Origin of the sequence: Xanthomonas sp. WHRI 6106, from assembly GCF_040202405.1 — a bacterium.
GTDB lineage: Bacteria > Pseudomonadota > Gammaproteobacteria > Xanthomonadales > Xanthomonadaceae > Xanthomonas > Xanthomonas cannabis.
This window is the reverse complement of record NZ_JBEGFC010000001.1, coordinates 408,455-424,047: the sequence shown is the minus strand read 5'-3', so window position 1 is coordinate 424,047 and position 15,593 is coordinate 408,455. Positions and strand designations below refer to the sequence as shown.

Annotated in this window: 14 protein-coding genes; 5 read left to right on the top strand and 9 right to left on the bottom strand. The window is 67.7% G+C overall.

The window, feature by feature from the left end:
- Window positions 1-15: 15 nt before the first annotated feature.
- On the top strand, window positions 16-1,086 hold the full coding sequence (locus ABQZ09_RS01920; protein WP_166743317.1) for an SAM-dependent methyltransferase: 1,071 nt from the start codon (window positions 16-18) through the stop codon (window positions 1,084-1,086).
- Window positions 1,087-1,453: 367 nt separating this feature from the next.
- On the opposite strand, the gene ABQZ09_RS01915 is transcribed toward ABQZ09_RS01920, so the two are convergent.
- Together ABQZ09_RS01915 and ABQZ09_RS01910 are read right to left on the bottom strand one after the other, a co-directional pair.
- Window positions 1,454-1,801, bottom strand: a complete 348-nt coding sequence (locus tag ABQZ09_RS01915) for a RidA family protein (protein WP_039412318.1) — start codon at window positions 1,799-1,801, stop codon at window positions 1,454-1,456.
- Between the two features lie 10 nt (window positions 1,802-1,811).
- Window positions 1,812-2,489: a DUF998 domain-containing protein gene (locus ABQZ09_RS01910; protein WP_349775968.1), complete on the bottom strand. Its 678-nt coding sequence runs from the start codon at window positions 2,487-2,489 to the stop codon at window positions 1,812-1,814.
- Between the two features lie 298 nt (window positions 2,490-2,787).
- Between ABQZ09_RS01910 and mprF the strand changes: the two genes are divergently transcribed.
- Window positions 2,788-5,352, top strand: a complete 2,565-nt coding sequence (gene mprF, locus ABQZ09_RS01905; RefSeq protein WP_349775967.1) for a bifunctional lysylphosphatidylglycerol flippase/synthetase MprF — start codon at window positions 2,788-2,790, stop codon at window positions 5,350-5,352.
- Window positions 5,353-5,881: 529 nt separating this feature from the next.
- Here the strand turns inward: mprF and ABQZ09_RS01900 are convergent.
- The 6 genes from ABQZ09_RS01900 to ABQZ09_RS01875 all read right to left on the bottom strand — a co-directional run bounded on the left by ABQZ09_RS01900 (window position 5,882) and on the right by ABQZ09_RS01875 (window position 11,412).
- Window positions 5,882-7,255 (bottom strand): virulence factor, encoded by a 1,374-nt coding sequence (locus ABQZ09_RS01900; protein WP_349775966.1) that lies wholly within the window; start codon window positions 7,253-7,255, stop codon window positions 5,882-5,884.
- A gap of 69 nt (window positions 7,256-7,324) precedes the next feature.
- A complete protein-coding gene (locus tag ABQZ09_RS01895) occupies window positions 7,325-7,507 on the bottom strand; it encodes an oxidoreductase-like domain-containing protein (protein WP_349775965.1) in 183 nt (60 codons plus the stop codon).
- A gap of 64 nt (window positions 7,508-7,571) precedes the next feature.
- Window positions 7,572-8,177, bottom strand: coding sequence for an HD domain-containing protein (locus ABQZ09_RS01890; RefSeq protein WP_349775964.1), 606 nt, complete (start codon window positions 8,175-8,177; stop codon window positions 7,572-7,574).
- 44 nt (window positions 8,178-8,221) lie between these two features.
- Window positions 8,222-8,821 carry an RNA 2',3'-cyclic phosphodiesterase gene (gene thpR / locus ABQZ09_RS01885; protein WP_349775963.1) on the bottom strand — a complete coding sequence of 200 codons (600 nt, stop codon included), beginning with the start codon at window positions 8,819-8,821 and terminating at the stop codon, window positions 8,222-8,224.
- Between the two features lie 262 nt (window positions 8,822-9,083).
- Window positions 9,084-9,539 carry a PA2169 family four-helix-bundle protein gene (locus ABQZ09_RS01880; protein ID WP_039414666.1) on the bottom strand — a complete coding sequence of 152 codons (456 nt, stop codon included), beginning with the start codon at window positions 9,537-9,539 and terminating at the stop codon, window positions 9,084-9,086.
- Between the two features lie 664 nt (window positions 9,540-10,203).
- Complete coding sequence (locus tag ABQZ09_RS01875; protein ID WP_349775962.1) at window positions 10,204-11,412, bottom strand: MFS transporter; 1,209 nt, start codon at window positions 11,410-11,412, stop codon at window positions 10,204-10,206.
- Between the two features lie 244 nt (window positions 11,413-11,656).
- On the opposite strand from ABQZ09_RS01875, the gene ABQZ09_RS01870 reads away from it, so the two are divergent.
- From ABQZ09_RS01870 to ABQZ09_RS01860, 3 genes are all read left to right on the top strand, one after another.
- Window positions 11,657-12,751, top strand: coding sequence for an alkene reductase (locus ABQZ09_RS01870; RefSeq protein ID WP_349775961.1), 1,095 nt, complete (start codon window positions 11,657-11,659; stop codon window positions 12,749-12,751).
- Window positions 12,752-12,992: 241 nt separating this feature from the next.
- Entirely contained in the window at window positions 12,993-14,042 is a 1,050-nt protein-coding gene (locus tag ABQZ09_RS01865; protein WP_349775960.1) for a L,D-transpeptidase, read from the top strand.
- Window positions 14,043-14,222: 180 nt separating this feature from the next.
- A complete protein-coding gene (locus ABQZ09_RS01860; protein WP_349775959.1) occupies window positions 14,223-15,023 on the top strand; it encodes a hypothetical protein in 801 nt (266 codons plus the stop codon).
- Between the two features lie 206 nt (window positions 15,024-15,229).
- Here the strand turns inward: ABQZ09_RS01860 and ABQZ09_RS01855 are convergent, their stop codons facing one another.
- Window positions 15,230-15,565, bottom strand: coding sequence for a zinc ribbon domain-containing protein YjdM (locus tag ABQZ09_RS01855; protein ID WP_104581570.1), 336 nt, complete (start codon window positions 15,563-15,565; stop codon window positions 15,230-15,232).
- Window positions 15,566-15,593: the final 28 nt, after the last annotated feature.

Genomic DNA, 15,593 nt, shown 5'->3' with positions numbered 1-15,593 from the left:
TGCCTGGAGAGTTGCATGTCCACCGTTACCGCCCCGCCCTCCTCGCTGCCCGAAGAAGCCTTTGCCACCCGCCTGGCCGAATCGGGGGTGCTGCCCGACGCCGCATTGCGCTACGGCATCCGCCGTCTGTGCGCGCAGCGCCTGCGCGATGAGCGCGGCAACGATGCCGATGCCAACGGCGAGCGCCAGCGCGCCTTCATCGACAGCCTGCGCGCCAGCGCCATCGCGATCGAAACCGATGCGGCCAATCGCCAGCACTATGAATTGCCGCCGCAGTTCTTCACCCTGTGCCTGGGCAAGCGGCTGAAGTACAGCAGTTGCTACTGGGATGCGAGCACGCCGGATCTGGATGCGGCCGAAGAACGCATGCTGGCGCTGTACGGTGAGCGCGCCGAGCTGGCCGACGGCCAGCGCATCCTGGAGCTGGGCTGCGGCTGGGGCTCGCTGACCCTGTGGATGGCCGAGCGTTACCCCAATGCCACCATCACGGCGGTGTCCAATTCACGCCCGCAGCGCGCGCATATCCTGGAGCAGTGCCGCATCCGCGGCCTGGGCAACGTGCAGGTGATCACCGCCGACGTCAACGCGCTGGCGCTGCCACCCGGCAACTTCGACCGCGTGGTCTCGGTGGAGATGTTCGAGCACATGCGCAATTACCGCGACCTGCTGGCACGCGTGGGCAGCTGGCTGGCGCCGGGCGGCAAGTTGTTCGTGCATATCTTCTGCCACCGCGATCTGGCCTACCCGTTCGAAGTGGCCGGCGAAGACAACTGGATGGGGCGGCATTTCTTCACCGGCGGGCTGATGCCGGCGGCCGATACGCTGCTGCATTTTCAGCAGGACGTGGTCATCGAACAGCGCTGGGTGCTGTCGGGCGAGCATTACGAAAAGACCGCCAATGCCTGGCTGGAAAACCAGGACCGCCACCGCGACCAGATCATGCCGTTGCTGCGCCAGACCTATGGCGACGACGCGCAGCGTTGGTGGCAGCGCTGGCGCATGTTCTGGCTGGCCTGCGCGGAACTGTTCGGCTACGACCAGGGCCGCGAATGGGGCGTGGCGCACTACCGCTTCGTCAAGCGCTGATCGTCCGCGGCGGTTAGGACAGGCGATGATGGCTGGCGTCGCAGGCATCGGGTGGCCGGTGCGTGCCCCCCAACCTATCTGGGCTGCAAGTTCAGATGGTCGCGGTCGTGCTGCCGGACTACGCCAACGTTGTCGTGGATCTTCGCCCGGCCGCCAGCTCCCTGCCGCATGCCACGCCTCGCGCAACCTGCTTCACCTTTGGACGGCGAAGCAGCGTGTGCGATCACCCGCGGCCAAGGACGCAGACCAGGCAGCACCCGAGGGACCGGAGGCGGCACGCACTCGGAACCGCAGTGCATGCGCGTTCCGTGCACGGGGCGGCGCCTTGCCCCGTGCAGCCGCTCGATCGCCGCGGCGAATCGTGCGATCAGCCCGCCGCGGCGGTGATCACGATTTCCACTTTCCATTCCGGCCGCGCCAACCTGGCCTCGACGGTGGCACGCGCCGGGGTGAAGCCATGCGGTACCCATTCGTCCCAGGCGGCATTCATGCCGTCGAAATCGGCAATGTCGGCCAGGTAGATTTCGGCGCGCAGGATCTTGGTCTTGTCGCTGGCGGCCAGCGCCAGCAGCTTGTCGATCTCGCCCAGCACCTGGCGGGTCTGACCGGTGATGTCTTCACTGGTGTCTTCGGCAATCTGGCCGGCCAGGTAACACACGCCGCCATGGACGGTCATCTCGGACATACGCGGACCCGCATCGAATCGCTGCAGCATTTCTGACTTCCTACGGTTGGTGGACCCGGCCATTGTCCCGCGAATGCGCGAGGCGTGCAGCCCCAACCCGCGCGGCGCGGCGCAGCCACAGCCCGACCCGCACCATCCAGACCACGATCAGCGCGATGGCGATCTTCTGGCTGATGCCCAGTGGCGCGCCGCTGACCGTGACATGGAACAGCAAGGCCGCGAGCGCCGCCCAGCCCAACGCGAATGCGCCGACAAAATGCGCGCGCCACGCCCGATCGCGGCGGAAATACCACGATTGCAGCAAGACCGCAGCGATCACGCACAGGAACGTGGCGTCCGCCGACAGCACGTGCACCATCGGTGCCGCATCCGGCGCCAGCTGCGGCATCCAGCTGTCGCCGATCGACACCGCGCACAGGCCAAGCGCCGCACACCAGAACAGGCCCAGTACCGTGCGGCTGCGTGCCACCGGTGCCAGCGCCGCGTAAACGCCCGCCGCCAGCCACGCCATTGCCGCCGCCAGCAGGCAATACGCGGTGCGCAGCAGCAGGCCGTAGGATCCGTGCAGATAGGCGCTCAGTTGCGCATCGATCCACCACAGGTCGTCGCGCAGCCCTTGCAGCAGCACCACCAGGCCAATGAAGGCGCTGCCGGCGCCGGCGGCAAGCGCGCCGGCCTGGCCGCTCCAGTGCGGCGGCGGCGACGTTGCCGCCGACATGGGCGCCGCCGGCGCGCCAAGGTCCGGACTGCCCATCAGTAGCCTGTCTGCCTTCCAACTGTGGTGCAGTGCATCTGCGTCCCCTGCGGCACCTGCGTGTGCCTTTGCCCTATGATGCGCGCGGCCGGCCTGCGCCGACAGGTGTCGGCCCGATCGCGCCGTGCGTTCACCCTGTTTCGGCACTGACGCGATCACGCTGCATGCTTCTCCAACCGTCCGGCCCATGCAGACCCACCGCGCCCGCGGCACATCTCGTGCATGCGTCTTCCTTCCCTCTTATGCAGATCCCGTTGCCCTCATGACGGATACCCCCGTGTCTACCGAAGCGCCTTCCAGCGGTTGGCGTCGCGCCCTGCCGGTCATCATCAGCCTGGCCATCCTGGCGATGGCGCTGCATGCGCTGTCGGCGCAGTTCACCGACCATGGGTATCGCCAGATCCGCCAGGCGTTCCGTGCGCTGGGTGCGGGGCAGATCGCACTGACGCTGCTGCTGGGGTTGAGCAGCTACGCATGCCTGGTGGGCTTTGACTGGGTGGGGCTCAAGCGCACCGGCAAGCGGCTGCATCCGGCGCGGGTGGGCATCACCGCCTTCATGGCGCATGCGGTGGGCCAGACCCTGGGATTTGCCGCACTCACCGGCGGCGCCGTGCGCCTGCGCGGCTACGGCAGCGTCGGGCTGACCCTGGCCGAGATCGGCCAGGTGGTGCTGATGAGCACGTTGGGCTTCATCTTCGGCGCCTGGGTCCTGCTCGGGCTGGCGCTGATGCTGGAACCGGAAGCGGCCGCGCGCGCCTTGCCGATCACCGCCGACGCCATCCGCATCGCCGGCATCGCCTTGCTGGTGGGGTATGTGGCCATGCTGGTGCTGGTGGGCAGACAGGGCCGCGAATTCGGCATCCGCAGCCATCGCTTCTGGCTGCCCGACCGCACCACCGTGCTCGGCGTGACCGCCCTGAGCGTGGTCGAACTGGGCCTGGCCGCTGCGGCGTTCTACGTGCTGCTGCCGCCGGACCCGGGCACCGGCTACTTCGGCTTCATCGGTATCTGGCTGGTGGCGGTGGTCGCCGGCCTGATCTCCACCGTGCCGGCCGGGCTGGGCGTGTTCGAATGGAGCCTGCTCAAGCTGCTGCCGCATGTGACGCCTGCCGCCGTGTTGGCCGCAGCGCTGGCGTACCGCGTCACCTACTACATCGTGCCGCTGCTGATTTCGGTGGCCATGGCCGCCGCCTCGGGGCTGGGCGCACCGGTACGCGCCAGTGCCAGTACTGCACGCACGGTGTGGAAGGCGCTGCGCCCGTGGTTGCCGCAGATCCTGGCCCTGGCGGTGTTTGCGGTGGGCGCGGCGCTGATGATCGACGGCACCCTGCCCACCCCGCGCGCGCGCCAGGAAGTGGCGCCATTGCCGCTGATCGAAACCTCGCACCTGCTGGTCAGCCTGGGCGGCATGATGCTGCTGCTGATCGGCCAGGGCCTGCAGCGCCGCAGTCACGCGGCCTGGATGCTGGCGCTGGGCGTGTGTGTGCTGGTGCCGCCGCTGGCCTTGCTGCGCGGCAGCCATATCTCGGTGTCGCTGTCGGCCGCATTGGCCGCGCTGGCGCTATGGGCGGCGCGCCGCGAGTTCTACCGCCAGGGCGCGCTGCTGGACGAAGCCTGGTCCTGGCGCTGGCTGAGCAACCTGGGCCTGGTGCTGGTGGCCACGTTCTGGCTGCTGTTCTTCGTCTACAGCCACGTCGAATACAGCAACGATCTGTGGTGGGAGTTCGCCACCTCGGCCAATGCACCGCGTGCGCTGCGCGCGGCGCTGATCCTGTGCGTGGGCGTGATCATGTTCGGCATGGCGCGGCTGCTGCGCGGCGGCCGCCGGCCGATTCCGCCGGCCGATGCGCAGGCCCTGCAGGCACTGGCGCCGATCCTGGAGACCAGCACCGACACCCAGGCCTGCCTGGCGTTGACCGGCGACAAGGCGTTCCTGTTCGATGAGGGCAACCGCGGCTTCGTGATGATGCAGCGCTATGGCGGGTCGCTGATTTCGATGGGCGACCCGGTGGGCCCGCCCGAAGTGGCGCGCGCACTGATCTGGCGTTTCCGCGAGGAGGCCGACCACATGGGCCTGCGTCCGGTGTTCTATCAGGTGGGCGAGAAATACTGGCAGAGCTACCTGGACATGGGCATGACCCTGGTCAAGCTGGGCGAAGAGGCGATCGTGCCGCTGGAGAACTTCACCCTGGAGGGCCGCGACCGCGCCGATCTGCGCCAGGCCTGGAACCGCGGCAAGCGCAGCGGCCTGACCTTCCGCATGCTGCAGGCCGACCAGGTGGATGCGGTGTTGCCGCGCCTGGCCGAGGTGTCCGAGCAGTGGCTGGACGAAAAGGCCGGCGAAGAAAAGGGCTTTTCGCTGGGCAGCTTCGATGCCGACTACCTGCGCCGTTTTCCGGTGGCGGTGGCCGAGGCGGAAGGCCGGATCGTGGCCTTCGCCAACGTGTGGTGGGCGCCGGCCGGCGGCGAGCTGTCGGTGGACCTGATGCGGCACAGCGCCGAAGCCCCCAAGGGCACGATGGACTTCCTGTTCATCGAGCTGTTCCTGTGGGGCCAGGCCAACGGCTACAAGCGCTTCTCGCTGGGCATGGCGCCATTGTCCGGGTTGGCCGAGCATCGCCTGGCCGGCCGCTGGAACCGCTTCGCCAGCCTGGTGGCACGCCATGGCGAACGCTTCTACGGGTTCAGCGGGCTACGTCGCTTCAAGTCGAAGTTCGCCCCGACCTGGCGCCCGCGCTACCTGGTGGCGCCTGGCGGCATGCATCTGCCGGCCGCATTGCTGGATGTCACCCGCTTGATCTCGGTGGATCCGGGCCGGCAGGAGTAAGGCCGCTCGATACCTGCGGTTACGCGAATGCCTCGCTCTGCTTCGGGCGCTTGCACGTGTGCCTGAAGGCATTGCTTGCCGATCAGCGGTGGCAATCTTGGGAGCGCGGTGCCACGTCCGGGAGCGGGACCGTGGAGCGGCATGGATGCCGCCACCGCCCCCACGGATGGATTTACGGCGTGTCCCGCCGCCGGATGCGGCGCCGCGCTACCTGCCGACCCCGCACACCGGTCAATCTTGTGCACGACATCTAGGATTTCACGCGAATACTTCGGTCTGCTGCCGGCGCTTGCACGCGTACCGGCGTGGGGCACGCCGCAAGTCCGTCCATGCAGGCTCTGGCGCGGCATCCATGCCGCTCAAGGTCCCACCGGCACGCGCGCAAGCACCAGTGATTGGTGGCGGTTGCGGAAAGAAATGCCGAGGGCCTGCCAGGCTGGACGGAGGCCGAACCGAACGGCGACGACCGGGTTACCGGCCTGCGTCGGCCCGGCGTCGGGCCGAACCAGCCCACAGATGCCCTGCTCTTTTACGGCTTCGACAGCGCGTGCAACTGCTGCATGATCACCTTGGCCAGGGTCGCGTAATCGCCCTTGAAATGGTGATCGCCCGGCAGCGCCACCCGCGTGGCCGCCTGCGCCGGCAGGCTGGGGCAAAGCGCGTCGTCGTCGTCCTGGCCGTAGATGCAGACCGTGGTGCTGGCGGGCAGGCGTTGCACCTCCGGCGCGATCGGCAGGCCCTCTTCGTCCGAACCCAGCCAGTTGCTGACGTGGAATTCGTAGTCGGCCAGCTTGCCCACCGACAACAGCGCGGTCATGCGAATGTTTTGCCTGGTCTGTGCGGGTAGCTTGTTGATCGCCGCCGGCAACACATCGGCACCTTGCGAGAAGCCGATCAGCACCACGCGCTTGCGCTGCCAGCGCTGCGCATAAACCCGTGCGATGCGGTCCAGATCCGTGGCAAAGCCCTGCGGGGTGCGCTCGGTCCAGAAATAACGCAGCGAATCCAGGCCAACCACCGGAATGCCCTGCGCGGCCAGCGCATCGGCCACTTCTTCATCCAGTCCGGCCCAGCCGCCGTCGCCGGAAACGAAGATCACGAAGGTGTCGTCGTCGCTGTCGCCGTCCGGCTTGGCCGGCAGCTCGACCACCGGCAGGTCGGCCAGGCCACCGGGCGGCGGCGGCAACGCCACGCCCTTCTGCTCGCCCAGCGAGCGCGCCGCAGCGCGCAGGCCCGGCAGGATGTCGCCCTTGGCAGAGCGCGTGAAGGTGCGCGCCTGCGGGATCTGCTTGATGAAGGCCGCCTCGGCCGCCGCAGGGCATCGTTTGTCCTGGCTGCCGGCAAGCACCCACGGAATCTGCAGCGGCGACGGCACCAGCGTGTTGCTGCCCGGACGCACGCCCGGCTGGCAGATCGCCTGGTCGGAGACCGTCGCCGGGCATAGGCCATCGGTGAGCACGCCGGCCAGCACATGCGGCTTGGCCTGCGCGCCGATGGCATAGGCCAACGCCGCGCCTTCGCCGTCGCCCACCAGCAGCGGCAGACGATAGGTGGGGATGTGATAGAAGGCCTGCACATAGCGGGAGAAATTCTCCACGTCGCCGACCGAAAACGCGCAGGCGCCGCCGTCCTTGCGCACCACCGCGTAGAGGTGCGCGGTATCCACCACCGCCACCATCGCGCCGTCGTCGCGCAATGCCTCGACCTGCGCCTGGCGCGTTGCGGCATTGCCGGCGCCCGCGAACCAGATCACCACCCGTTGCGGTTCGCCCTTGGGCATCAGCACCGGCACCTGCTCGAAACGGCCGTGAGTGACCGGCTCAGGCGCCTGCGCGGCGGCCAATCCCGACAGCGTCAACACCGCCGCGCCGCAGAGCGCGCCCCACATTTCAAGTCGTCGCATGTCGCACCATCGCGGAAAGTGGTCCAAAGATAATCGTTCCAGGCGGCATCGCGAAGCGTGGCGCTTCGCTTATCGCGCGTGGGGCAGTTGCCGGGCTTCCCAGGCGGCCAGCGCCTGGCGGTAGCGCGCCAGTTCTTCGGCATACAGATCGTGCACGCACAACGGGCAACCGCTTTCGCAGCACTCGTTGGGGGCCAGTGCCTGTGGCGGTTGCGGACGTGGATCGGCGGTGGAAACGGCGCGCTCGTGCATGCGCCCATTGTAGCGTGCGCACCTGCAGCGCCCGGTTGATGCGGGCCGCCCCGCTGGGGACAGTTCAGTGGCCCAGGCGCCGCCGCAGGTTGGCCCGCGCGGCAGCATCCAGGCGCGCGTGGAAATAGTCGCTGAAAAAGATGCGCTGACGCTTGAGCAGGCCGGCCAGGAAGCGGCGGCGATTGAGCCGGAACAGCAGCGCGGGGACATGGCCGCGGTACTCCTCGGCAATCGCCCGGTCGTAGGCATCGAAGACGTCTGCCGGCGCCGCCAGGATCGCCATATCGCAATCCAGGAACAGCGCCGCCTCCTGGTCCACGTCCTGCGGCTCGAGTTGGCCGTGCCGCGCAGTGAGCAAGATCAGCGCCTGTACGCGCTGCAGATCCACGGCGGCCTGCGGCCACCAGCGGGCAATGCATTCCAGCGCCCACGCCGCCGATTGCGCCTCGTTGTCGCTGCGCCCAGGTTGATACACCGCATCGTGGAACAGCACCGCCAGCCACACCTCGGCCGGCTGTTGCCAGCCCGGCCCGTTCGCGACCTCGGCATAGTGCTGCAGCAGCGCGCGCACGTGGCCGAAGTGGTGATAGGCGCGCGGCGGCGTGGCATAGGCCTGCTCCAACGCGGCCAGGTGATCAGCGTGCAGCGGCAGGGGTGTCGAGGTGTCCATCCGTGCAGGCTACCGCACCCGGGCCTGCGTCCACACACGGGCGCTCAGCGCAGCGGCCAGCGTCCTTCAAGCTGGTAGCGCGACTGGCCGAGAAAGCTGCGTACCAGCGCAAACTCGCGCACGGTCCACGCGAGCGCGTCGCAGCGCCGTTGCGGCACGGTCTGATTGCAATACAGCAGCGTCATGTGCGGCGTGTACTGCGCATCGCCGGCAAGGCCCACATGCGCCAGCTGACGGCCCAGCGCGCCCTGCAACTCGTACAGGCCGCGTACGCGCTCTTCGCCGCGCAGCACGCAAGGCAGTTGCGACCGCCGTCCACCGAAGGTACCGACCCGGTCGAACTCCACCTCGAACGCCTGCAAGGCCACACGGTCGGCGGCCTGGCTGGCACGGCTGACCAGCGACGGCGGCAAACCACCGGCATAGTCACCGAGATGGTGCAGGGTCACATGCAGGCGGTCGCGTGATAGCGGCTTTCCATCGACCCCGCCTTGCAGCAGGCCTTCACTGATGCGGCCCGCGCGTTCGGCAGTGTCCGCATCGGCCATCACTGCAAAGAACAGCCGCTCTGTCGTCTTTTCTTCCCCCAGGCCGAGCGACAACTGCGCCTCGGCCGATGACAAATACAGGAACTGCTGCTTCATGGGTGAGTCCACGACCGCCTGCGCAGGCCTGGTGAAGAAGGGCGGCGGATACTAGCAGACACGACGCGCGGCGAATACGCTGCCTGCCATCGGCTTCAACGTGGAACGCGATACTGACGTGGAACCGCCATCGCGCGTTGTCGCGTTGTTGCTTCGCATCGGACACAAAAAGAAACGGGCAGCTTGCGCCACCCGTTTCCCGCCTGTATCGATTTACTCCGGAGCTGCATCAGTCCAGATGCACTTCGGACGTGCCGCGCTTTTATGCGGCGCTCTTCATCGCGTGCTTGCGATTACGCATCACGTCGTGACATGCACGCACTTCCGGCAGCAGACGCAGTGCGGCATCGCGCGCGGCAGCCGGCGTGTCTGCATCGGCGATCGTCTCGTCGAACGCCTTCAGCAGGCGATCTTCCGATTCTTCCAGCTCGGCCACGTAGCCGTACTTGGTGTCGCCCAGCGTTGCACGGACCTTGCCGTAGAACTGCTGCATGCTGCCGACCATGGTGCCGTGCTGCTCGGGCGTGCCGCCCACCGAGGTGACCACGCTGCTCAGGCTGCTCACGATGTCGCTCTTGACGCCGGCAATGCGGCGGAACAACGTTGCAAGCTCTGCATCGCCCACCTTGGACGCCGCTTCATCGTAGAAGTCCTTGCCGTCGCGGGAAATGGCGATGAGGTCGTTGAGGCTGTGCTCGGTCTTGCTCTGAATGCTCATGTGTCGCTCCTTGTTGGATGGGCCGCGCTGCACGGGGGTGCAATGCGCCGGCTGTCGGGGAGAAGCGCAATCGGTGCGTTGATTGCGGTGTCTTGCGTTGTGTACGGCCTCATCCTGGGCTCGCACCCATAATCGACATGTGAGCAATGTGGGCGTCATCCTCACGCCTTCGTGCGGGCGATGAATCGCGATTCATCGATGCCAACGGCGCATCAAGACCCTTTCGGTTGCCGGCTGGCCCACATGTTGTCGACCAGGTTTGGGTACGGCCGTCCGGCCCCTTCGGCGCGTTGTTTTGCGGCTGCCTTCTGGGCATCGGTCAGTGGCGTCGCAGCGCGTTTGGACGTCGGACTGGGGCGTTTCCACGGCGGTGGTGTGAAGTCGGTCATGGCGCGGTCCTGCTCGCTTGTGGTCAAGCGCGCAGTCTCGGGCGCGTACCGTGAGTTGGCTGTGGATGCGGCTGGCGTGCGCGGTTGCGTCGCCGCCCCGACAGCGAGCACGCGCGTCAAAGCGCGTCACTGCAGTGAGGCCTTGCGCCACGTGTCTATGTGCAGCCGAGTGCCGGGGATGATGAGTGGCATGCAGCAGCACGTGGCGAGCAGGCCATCGATCGAGATGCGCGCCCGTGCACGCCGGGCGATGCGTGGCCGCCCGGCGCACTTGCTCAGCAGTTGGTCGCCAGGCTGCGCTGGCGCTGCTCCTGCCACACCGCACATGCGTACACCAACAGTCCGCCGAGCGCGGTTGCTGCACCGACATAGCCGGTGGATGTCCAGCCCCAGCCAGCGGTGATCGCCATGCCGCCCAGCCAGGGGCCCAGCGCATTGGCGGTGTTGAATGCGGCATGGTTCGAGGCCGCTGCCAGCGTCTGCGCCTCGGCCGCCACGTCCATCAGGCGCGTCTGCAAGGCCGGCGCCAGCGCGCCCATCGTGCCGACTGCCACGATGGAGACGAACACCCACTGCCCCGCATGCGCGGCCATCGGAAAGGTCAACATGACCACGATCGACCACACCAGCAGCACCGGCACCGCACGGAACTGCATCCGGTCGAACAACCAACCGCCCGCAATGCTGCCGAGCACACCGCCGACGCCGAACGCCGCCATGGCCAGCGGAATGCGTGCCGGTGCCACGCCGATAACGGCAGTGAGGGTCGGCGCCAGATAACTGAAAACGCAGAACATGCCTGAAAACCCGACGGCTCCGATCGCCAGGGCCAGCCACACCTGCGCCCGATTGAACGCACGCAGCTCGCGCAGCGGCTGCTGGCGCGGCTCATCCGGTGCGGGCGGCAACAGCGCGGCCACCGCGGCCACCGTTCCCAGCGCGATGACCGAGACCGAAGCATACGACCAACGCCAGCTGACGACCTGCCCCAGCCAGGTCGCCAGCGGGTTGCCGACCAGCAACGCAACGCTCAACCCCAGCAGCACGCGCCCGACGGCGGTGGCGCGCTGATTGGGCGGGCTGATCGAGGCTGCCACCAGCGAGGCGACGCCGAAATACGCGCCATGCGGCAAGCCGGCGATGAAGCGGCACACCAACATGGCGTGGTAGCTGGGCGCCAACGCACTGGCCAGGTTGCCCAGTGCGTAGAACACCATCAGCAGTAACAGCAAGGTGCGTCGCGGCCAGCGCGCGCCCAGGATCGCCAGCAGCGGTGCGCCGACCACCACGCCCAAGGCATAGGCGCTGATGACATGGCCAACCTGCGGTTCGCTGATCTGCAGGCCCTGCGCGATCTGCGTCATCAGGCCCATGGTGGAAAATTCGCTGATGCCGATCGCAAAGCCGCCCATCGCCAGCGCGAGCAGGATCAGCACGTAATCGCGGCGCGGCACGCGCGGCGCGGACAGCTCGGTATCGGACATGCCCGACTCCAGAATGACGGGGCAGCTTATTATTGTGCAATGCAGCATTCGACGAAAGGCCGCATGTCACAGCGATGCCGCGCCAAGGCCTCGCGGGTCACGGTTCGCTCCGCTTGGATGCCTGCAAAAGACGCTGTGTCCTACTGACGCCGCTCGAATCCCGCCCGCCGCGCCACCATCGCTGTGGGGCACCGCGATCGTCGTGGCGCCGCGCCTTGCGTGTGATCCCAAACACTGGTTGCTGATGTCCAAATCCACTGAATCTCCGTTGTTCTCCCCGGTGCGCCTGGGCGCGCTGGATCTTGCCAACCGCGTGATCATGGCGCCGCTGACGCGTAACCGCGCCGGTGCCGGGCAGGTGCCCTCGCCGCTTGCCGCCGAGTATTACGGCCAGCGCGCCACCGCCGGCCTGATCGTGGCAGAAGGCACGCAGATCAGTCCGCTCGGCCAGGGCTACCTGGACACGCCCGGCATCCACACTCCGGAACAGGTCGCCGGCTGGCGCACCGTGACCGATGAAGTGCATCGCCGTGGCGGCAAGATCGTGCTGCAGCTGTGGCATGTCGGCCGCGTGTCGCACACCAGCGTACTGCCCCCCGGCGAAGTACCGGTTGCGCCCAGTGCCATTCGTGCCGAAGGCAAGACCTACACCCAGAACGGCTTCGAGGATGTGTCCGAACCGCGCGCACTGGCGCTGGACGAAATCCCCGCGCTGATCGAGGACTACCGCCGCGCCGCACGCAACGCGCTCGACGCCGGTTTCGATGGCGTGGAAGTGCATGCCGCCAATGGCTACCTGCTCGACCAATTCCTGCGTGACAGCGCCAACAAGCGCACCGATGCCTACGGTGGCGATATCGAAAACCGCACCCGGCTGCTGATCGAAGTGGTGCAGGCCATTGCCGACGAGATCGGTGCCGAGCGCACCGGCGTGCGGTTGTCGCCGGTCACTCCGGTCTATGGCGCGCACGACTCCGACCCGCAGCCGTTGTTCGAACGTGCGGTGGAGCGGCTGAACCTGATCGGCGGCCTGGCCTTCGTGCATGTGATCGAAGGCGCCACCGGTGGCCCGCGCGACAACATCGCCTTCGATTACGCGGCGCTGCGCGCCAAGTTCGACGGTGCCTGGATCGCCAACAACGGCTACGACCGCGCCATGTCCGAACAGGCCATCAGCAGCGGCTATGCCGATGCGATCGCCTACGGGCGCCCCTTCATCGCCAACCCGGATCTGGTGCGTCGCCTGCGCGAGAACGCACCGCTGGCCGAGGTCGATCAGGCCACCATGTACGGCGGCGGCGCCAAGGGCTACACCGACTACCCCGCACTGCCGGAGTGATCCTCTAGGCACACCGGCCGGCCATTGCCGCATCCAGCGCGGCGATGGCCGGCCGGTGGCGCGTAGTGTCCGCGCACCACGCACTGCCTGAGCGCTCTCTTTCCGTCTCCATCGCAGTGGCCGGTTGGCCGCATGGACCACACCGACAGGTTCGCATCGCACGCCGCTTGCGCGCCGTCGCCACATGACGCGCACAGCGCTCGCCGCTAGCATCCAGGCAGCCCCTGATCCTGGAACGCTCATGCGCCGCCTTCTTCCATTTGCGCTGCTCTGCACATTGCTGATCGGTGGCCAGGCGCTGGCCGTGCCGTTCTGGGGTGCGCGCCAGTCCAGTCCCGCCGACACCCTGCCGGCCCAGCTCAAGCCGGGCGAATGGATCTGGGGCGGTGTCAGTAAAGGCTGGGGCCCGATGGCCGTCATCGTCAGCCTCACCGAGCAACGCGCCTATGCGTATCGCAACGGCATCCTGATCGGCGTGTCCACCATCAGCTCCGGCAAGCCCGGGCACGAGACCCCCACCGGCGTGTTCACCATCCTGCAGAAGGACAAGGACCACCGCTCCAATCTCTACAACGCCGCACCCATGCCGTATCAACAGCGGCTCACCTGGGACGGCGTGGCGCTGCATGCCGGCGGCCTGCCGGGCTACCCGGAGTCGCATGGCTGCGTGCATCTGCCATCGGAATTTGCCCGGTTGCTGTTCGACAATTCCAACATGGGCATGGTGGTGGTGGTCGCGCAGGCCGGTGTCAGTGCCGACGATGTGGTGCATCCACGTGCGCTCAGCCCGATCGACCCGACCACCGGCGCCGAGCGCCCCGTGTTGCCGCTCCCCAATGGCCAGGCATTTGCCTGGCAACCGGCGCTGGCGCCCACCGGTCCGATCTCGATGCTGATCAGCAGCACCGACCAGCAATTGGTGGTGTACCGCAACGGCGTGGAGATCGGCCGCGCGCAGGTGGCCTTGCACGCACCCCCTGGCGCAGCGCCGCTGGGCACGCAGGCCTTCATCGTCGGCCAGGGCTTCCTGCCGGGCGACATTCCCGGCCTGCCCGGTCATCGCATGCCCAACTGGATGCGCATCGGCATTCCGGGCAGCGCTGCGGCGGCAGGCCAGGCGCTGGATGCCGACACGATTGCACGCCTGCAGGTGCCGCCGGCATTCCTGGCCGATCTGCTGCCGCTGCTGACGCCGGGCGTGGTGTTGGTCGCCACCGACCAGCGCATCCTGCCGGAGACCACCGGCGGCAAGCTGCAGGTGCTGGATTCGGACCCGCCCGACACGCTGTAGCACACGTGCGCACCCACGCGTGGCGCAGGGTTCGCCAAGCTCGGCTTGCGATACGGGGCCTACGCCGTGTAGGGCCTGGCTGCGTGTGCCGGGTTGATCGCGGCACAGGCTCCGCCACGCTGCCGGGCGATTGTCACGGCGCCGACGCCGGCACATGATGCGGCCATCTCATTGCCAAGGATGTGCGTGATGCGCCTGCTCCCTGCGGTCCTGCTCGGCACCAGCATCATGGCCTGCACGGTGGGCGGCGCAGCGGCGCACGCCCCGCGCCCTGCCGCGCCGGGTCCCGAGTGCCTGGATGCTCGCCAGGTGAGCGAGCTGCATCAGACCGATGCGCGGACACTGGCCGTTGCCGAACGCGGCGGCCGCCTGTTCCGCCTGCAATTGGCACAGGACTGCCCGCACCTGACCGCGCACGCAGACGCCGCCGTACTCGCACCGCACGGTTGGGTCTGCAATGGTGCGCAGGCATCTCTCAGCACCGGGCAGCAACGGTGCGCGATCAGCCAGGTCGCCCCGCTCAGCGCACGCGACTACGCCAGCATGGCCCGTCAGCGGCAGGCCGATGGCATCCCCACCCTGGACGGTGTGAGCGTGCGGCAAGCACGTCGTCGCAACTTCGCCGGCTCCGCAAGCTATTGCTTCCAGCCCGGCATGGTGCGGGCGTGGTCGGAGGACGCGCAGGGTCTGGTGGTGGAAGTGTCGCCGCGCCATCCCGGCACGCACCGCCATTATCGCGTCGAATTGATGGACAGCTGCCGCGAGCTCAGCGGCGCACCGCCGATCCGCTTCGTATCCGGCATGGGCCTGAATGCAATTTGCGGCAACCCCGGCGACAAGGTCGACGTGCTCGACGAAATCGGCATTGCCGGCGCAGGCGTCGGCGCCGGGCAGCAAGGCGACCTCAGCACCTCGCGCGGCGGCAAGTTCTCGCGCATGCGCCAAAGCTGCACGGTGGCGGCGGTCTACCCGCGCGATTGAGCCGCCACACCGGCGCGGTACCAGCCTGGCAGGACGCGCTGGCGCGTGGCGTGGTGCGATCGGTACCGCCATCGCGTTGAGGCGCGTCACGCGCGTCATGCCGCCGGCTGGCTCGGGCTGGCACGAACCGCAGGCGCGTTTTCGCGCGCGATGTCGGGGTTGTCGGTACACTCGTCGCGCTCAGGCGCGCTCCTACGGGAGCGGACTCAAGCCTTGCGCAGAAAACAGGTCTTGAGCACCAGGCCCTTGATCTTTTCCGAGTTGCCTTCGATATGTTCGGCGTCGTCCTCGACCAGGCGGATATTACGAATCACCGTGCCCTGCTTGAGCGGAATCGACGAGCCCTTGACCTTGAGATCCTTGATCACCGTCACCGTGTCGCCGGCCTGCAGCACATTGCCGTTGCTGTCGCGCACCACGGTCGTGTTCGCGGCGACCTCGGCTGCGCTCCATTCGAAACCGCAGTCCGCGCAGATCGACAGGGCGCCGTCGGCATAGGTGTTGTCCTGGCCGCATTGCGGGCAGGCGGGAACGGTAGACATGCGATTCCTTGATCGAAACGGGCGTGGA

Excerpts from the sequence above, each read along its gene's own strand:
- ABQZ09_RS01920 (WP_166743317.1), top strand. The coding sequence starts at position 16 with ATGTCCACCGTTACCGCCCCGCCCTCCTCGCTGCCCGAAGAAGCCTTT.
- ABQZ09_RS01915 (WP_039412318.1), bottom strand. The coding sequence starts at position 1,801 with ATGCTGCAGCGATTCGATGCGGGTCCGCGTATGTCCGAGATGACCGTC.
- ABQZ09_RS01910 (WP_349775968.1), bottom strand. The coding sequence starts at position 2,489 with ATGTCGGCGGCAACGTCGCCGCCGCCGCACTGGAGCGGCCAGGCCGGC.
- mprF (WP_349775967.1), top strand. The coding sequence starts at position 2,788 with ATGACGGATACCCCCGTGTCTACCGAAGCGCCTTCCAGCGGTTGGCGT.
- ABQZ09_RS01900 (WP_349775966.1), bottom strand. The coding sequence starts at position 7,255 with ATGCGACGACTTGAAATGTGGGGCGCGCTCTGCGGCGCGGCGGTGTTG.
- ABQZ09_RS01895 (WP_349775965.1), bottom strand. The coding sequence starts at position 7,507 with ATGCACGAGCGCGCCGTTTCCACCGCCGATCCACGTCCGCAACCGCCA.
- ABQZ09_RS01890 (WP_349775964.1), bottom strand. The coding sequence starts at position 8,177 with ATGGACACCTCGACACCCCTGCCGCTGCACGCTGATCACCTGGCCGCG.
- thpR (WP_349775963.1), bottom strand. The coding sequence starts at position 8,821 with ATGAAGCAGCAGTTCCTGTATTTGTCATCGGCCGAGGCGCAGTTGTCG.
- ABQZ09_RS01880 (WP_039414666.1), bottom strand. The coding sequence starts at position 9,539 with ATGAGCATTCAGAGCAAGACCGAGCACAGCCTCAACGACCTCATCGCC.
- ABQZ09_RS01875 (WP_349775962.1), bottom strand. The coding sequence starts at position 11,412 with ATGTCCGATACCGAGCTGTCCGCGCCGCGCGTGCCGCGCCGCGATTAC.
- ABQZ09_RS01870 (WP_349775961.1), top strand. The coding sequence starts at position 11,657 with ATGTCCAAATCCACTGAATCTCCGTTGTTCTCCCCGGTGCGCCTGGGC.
- ABQZ09_RS01865 (WP_349775960.1), top strand. The coding sequence starts at position 12,993 with ATGCGCCGCCTTCTTCCATTTGCGCTGCTCTGCACATTGCTGATCGGT.
- ABQZ09_RS01860 (WP_349775959.1), top strand. The coding sequence starts at position 14,223 with ATGTGCGTGATGCGCCTGCTCCCTGCGGTCCTGCTCGGCACCAGCATC.
- ABQZ09_RS01855 (WP_104581570.1), bottom strand. The coding sequence starts at position 15,565 with ATGTCTACCGTTCCCGCCTGCCCGCAATGCGGCCAGGACAACACCTAT.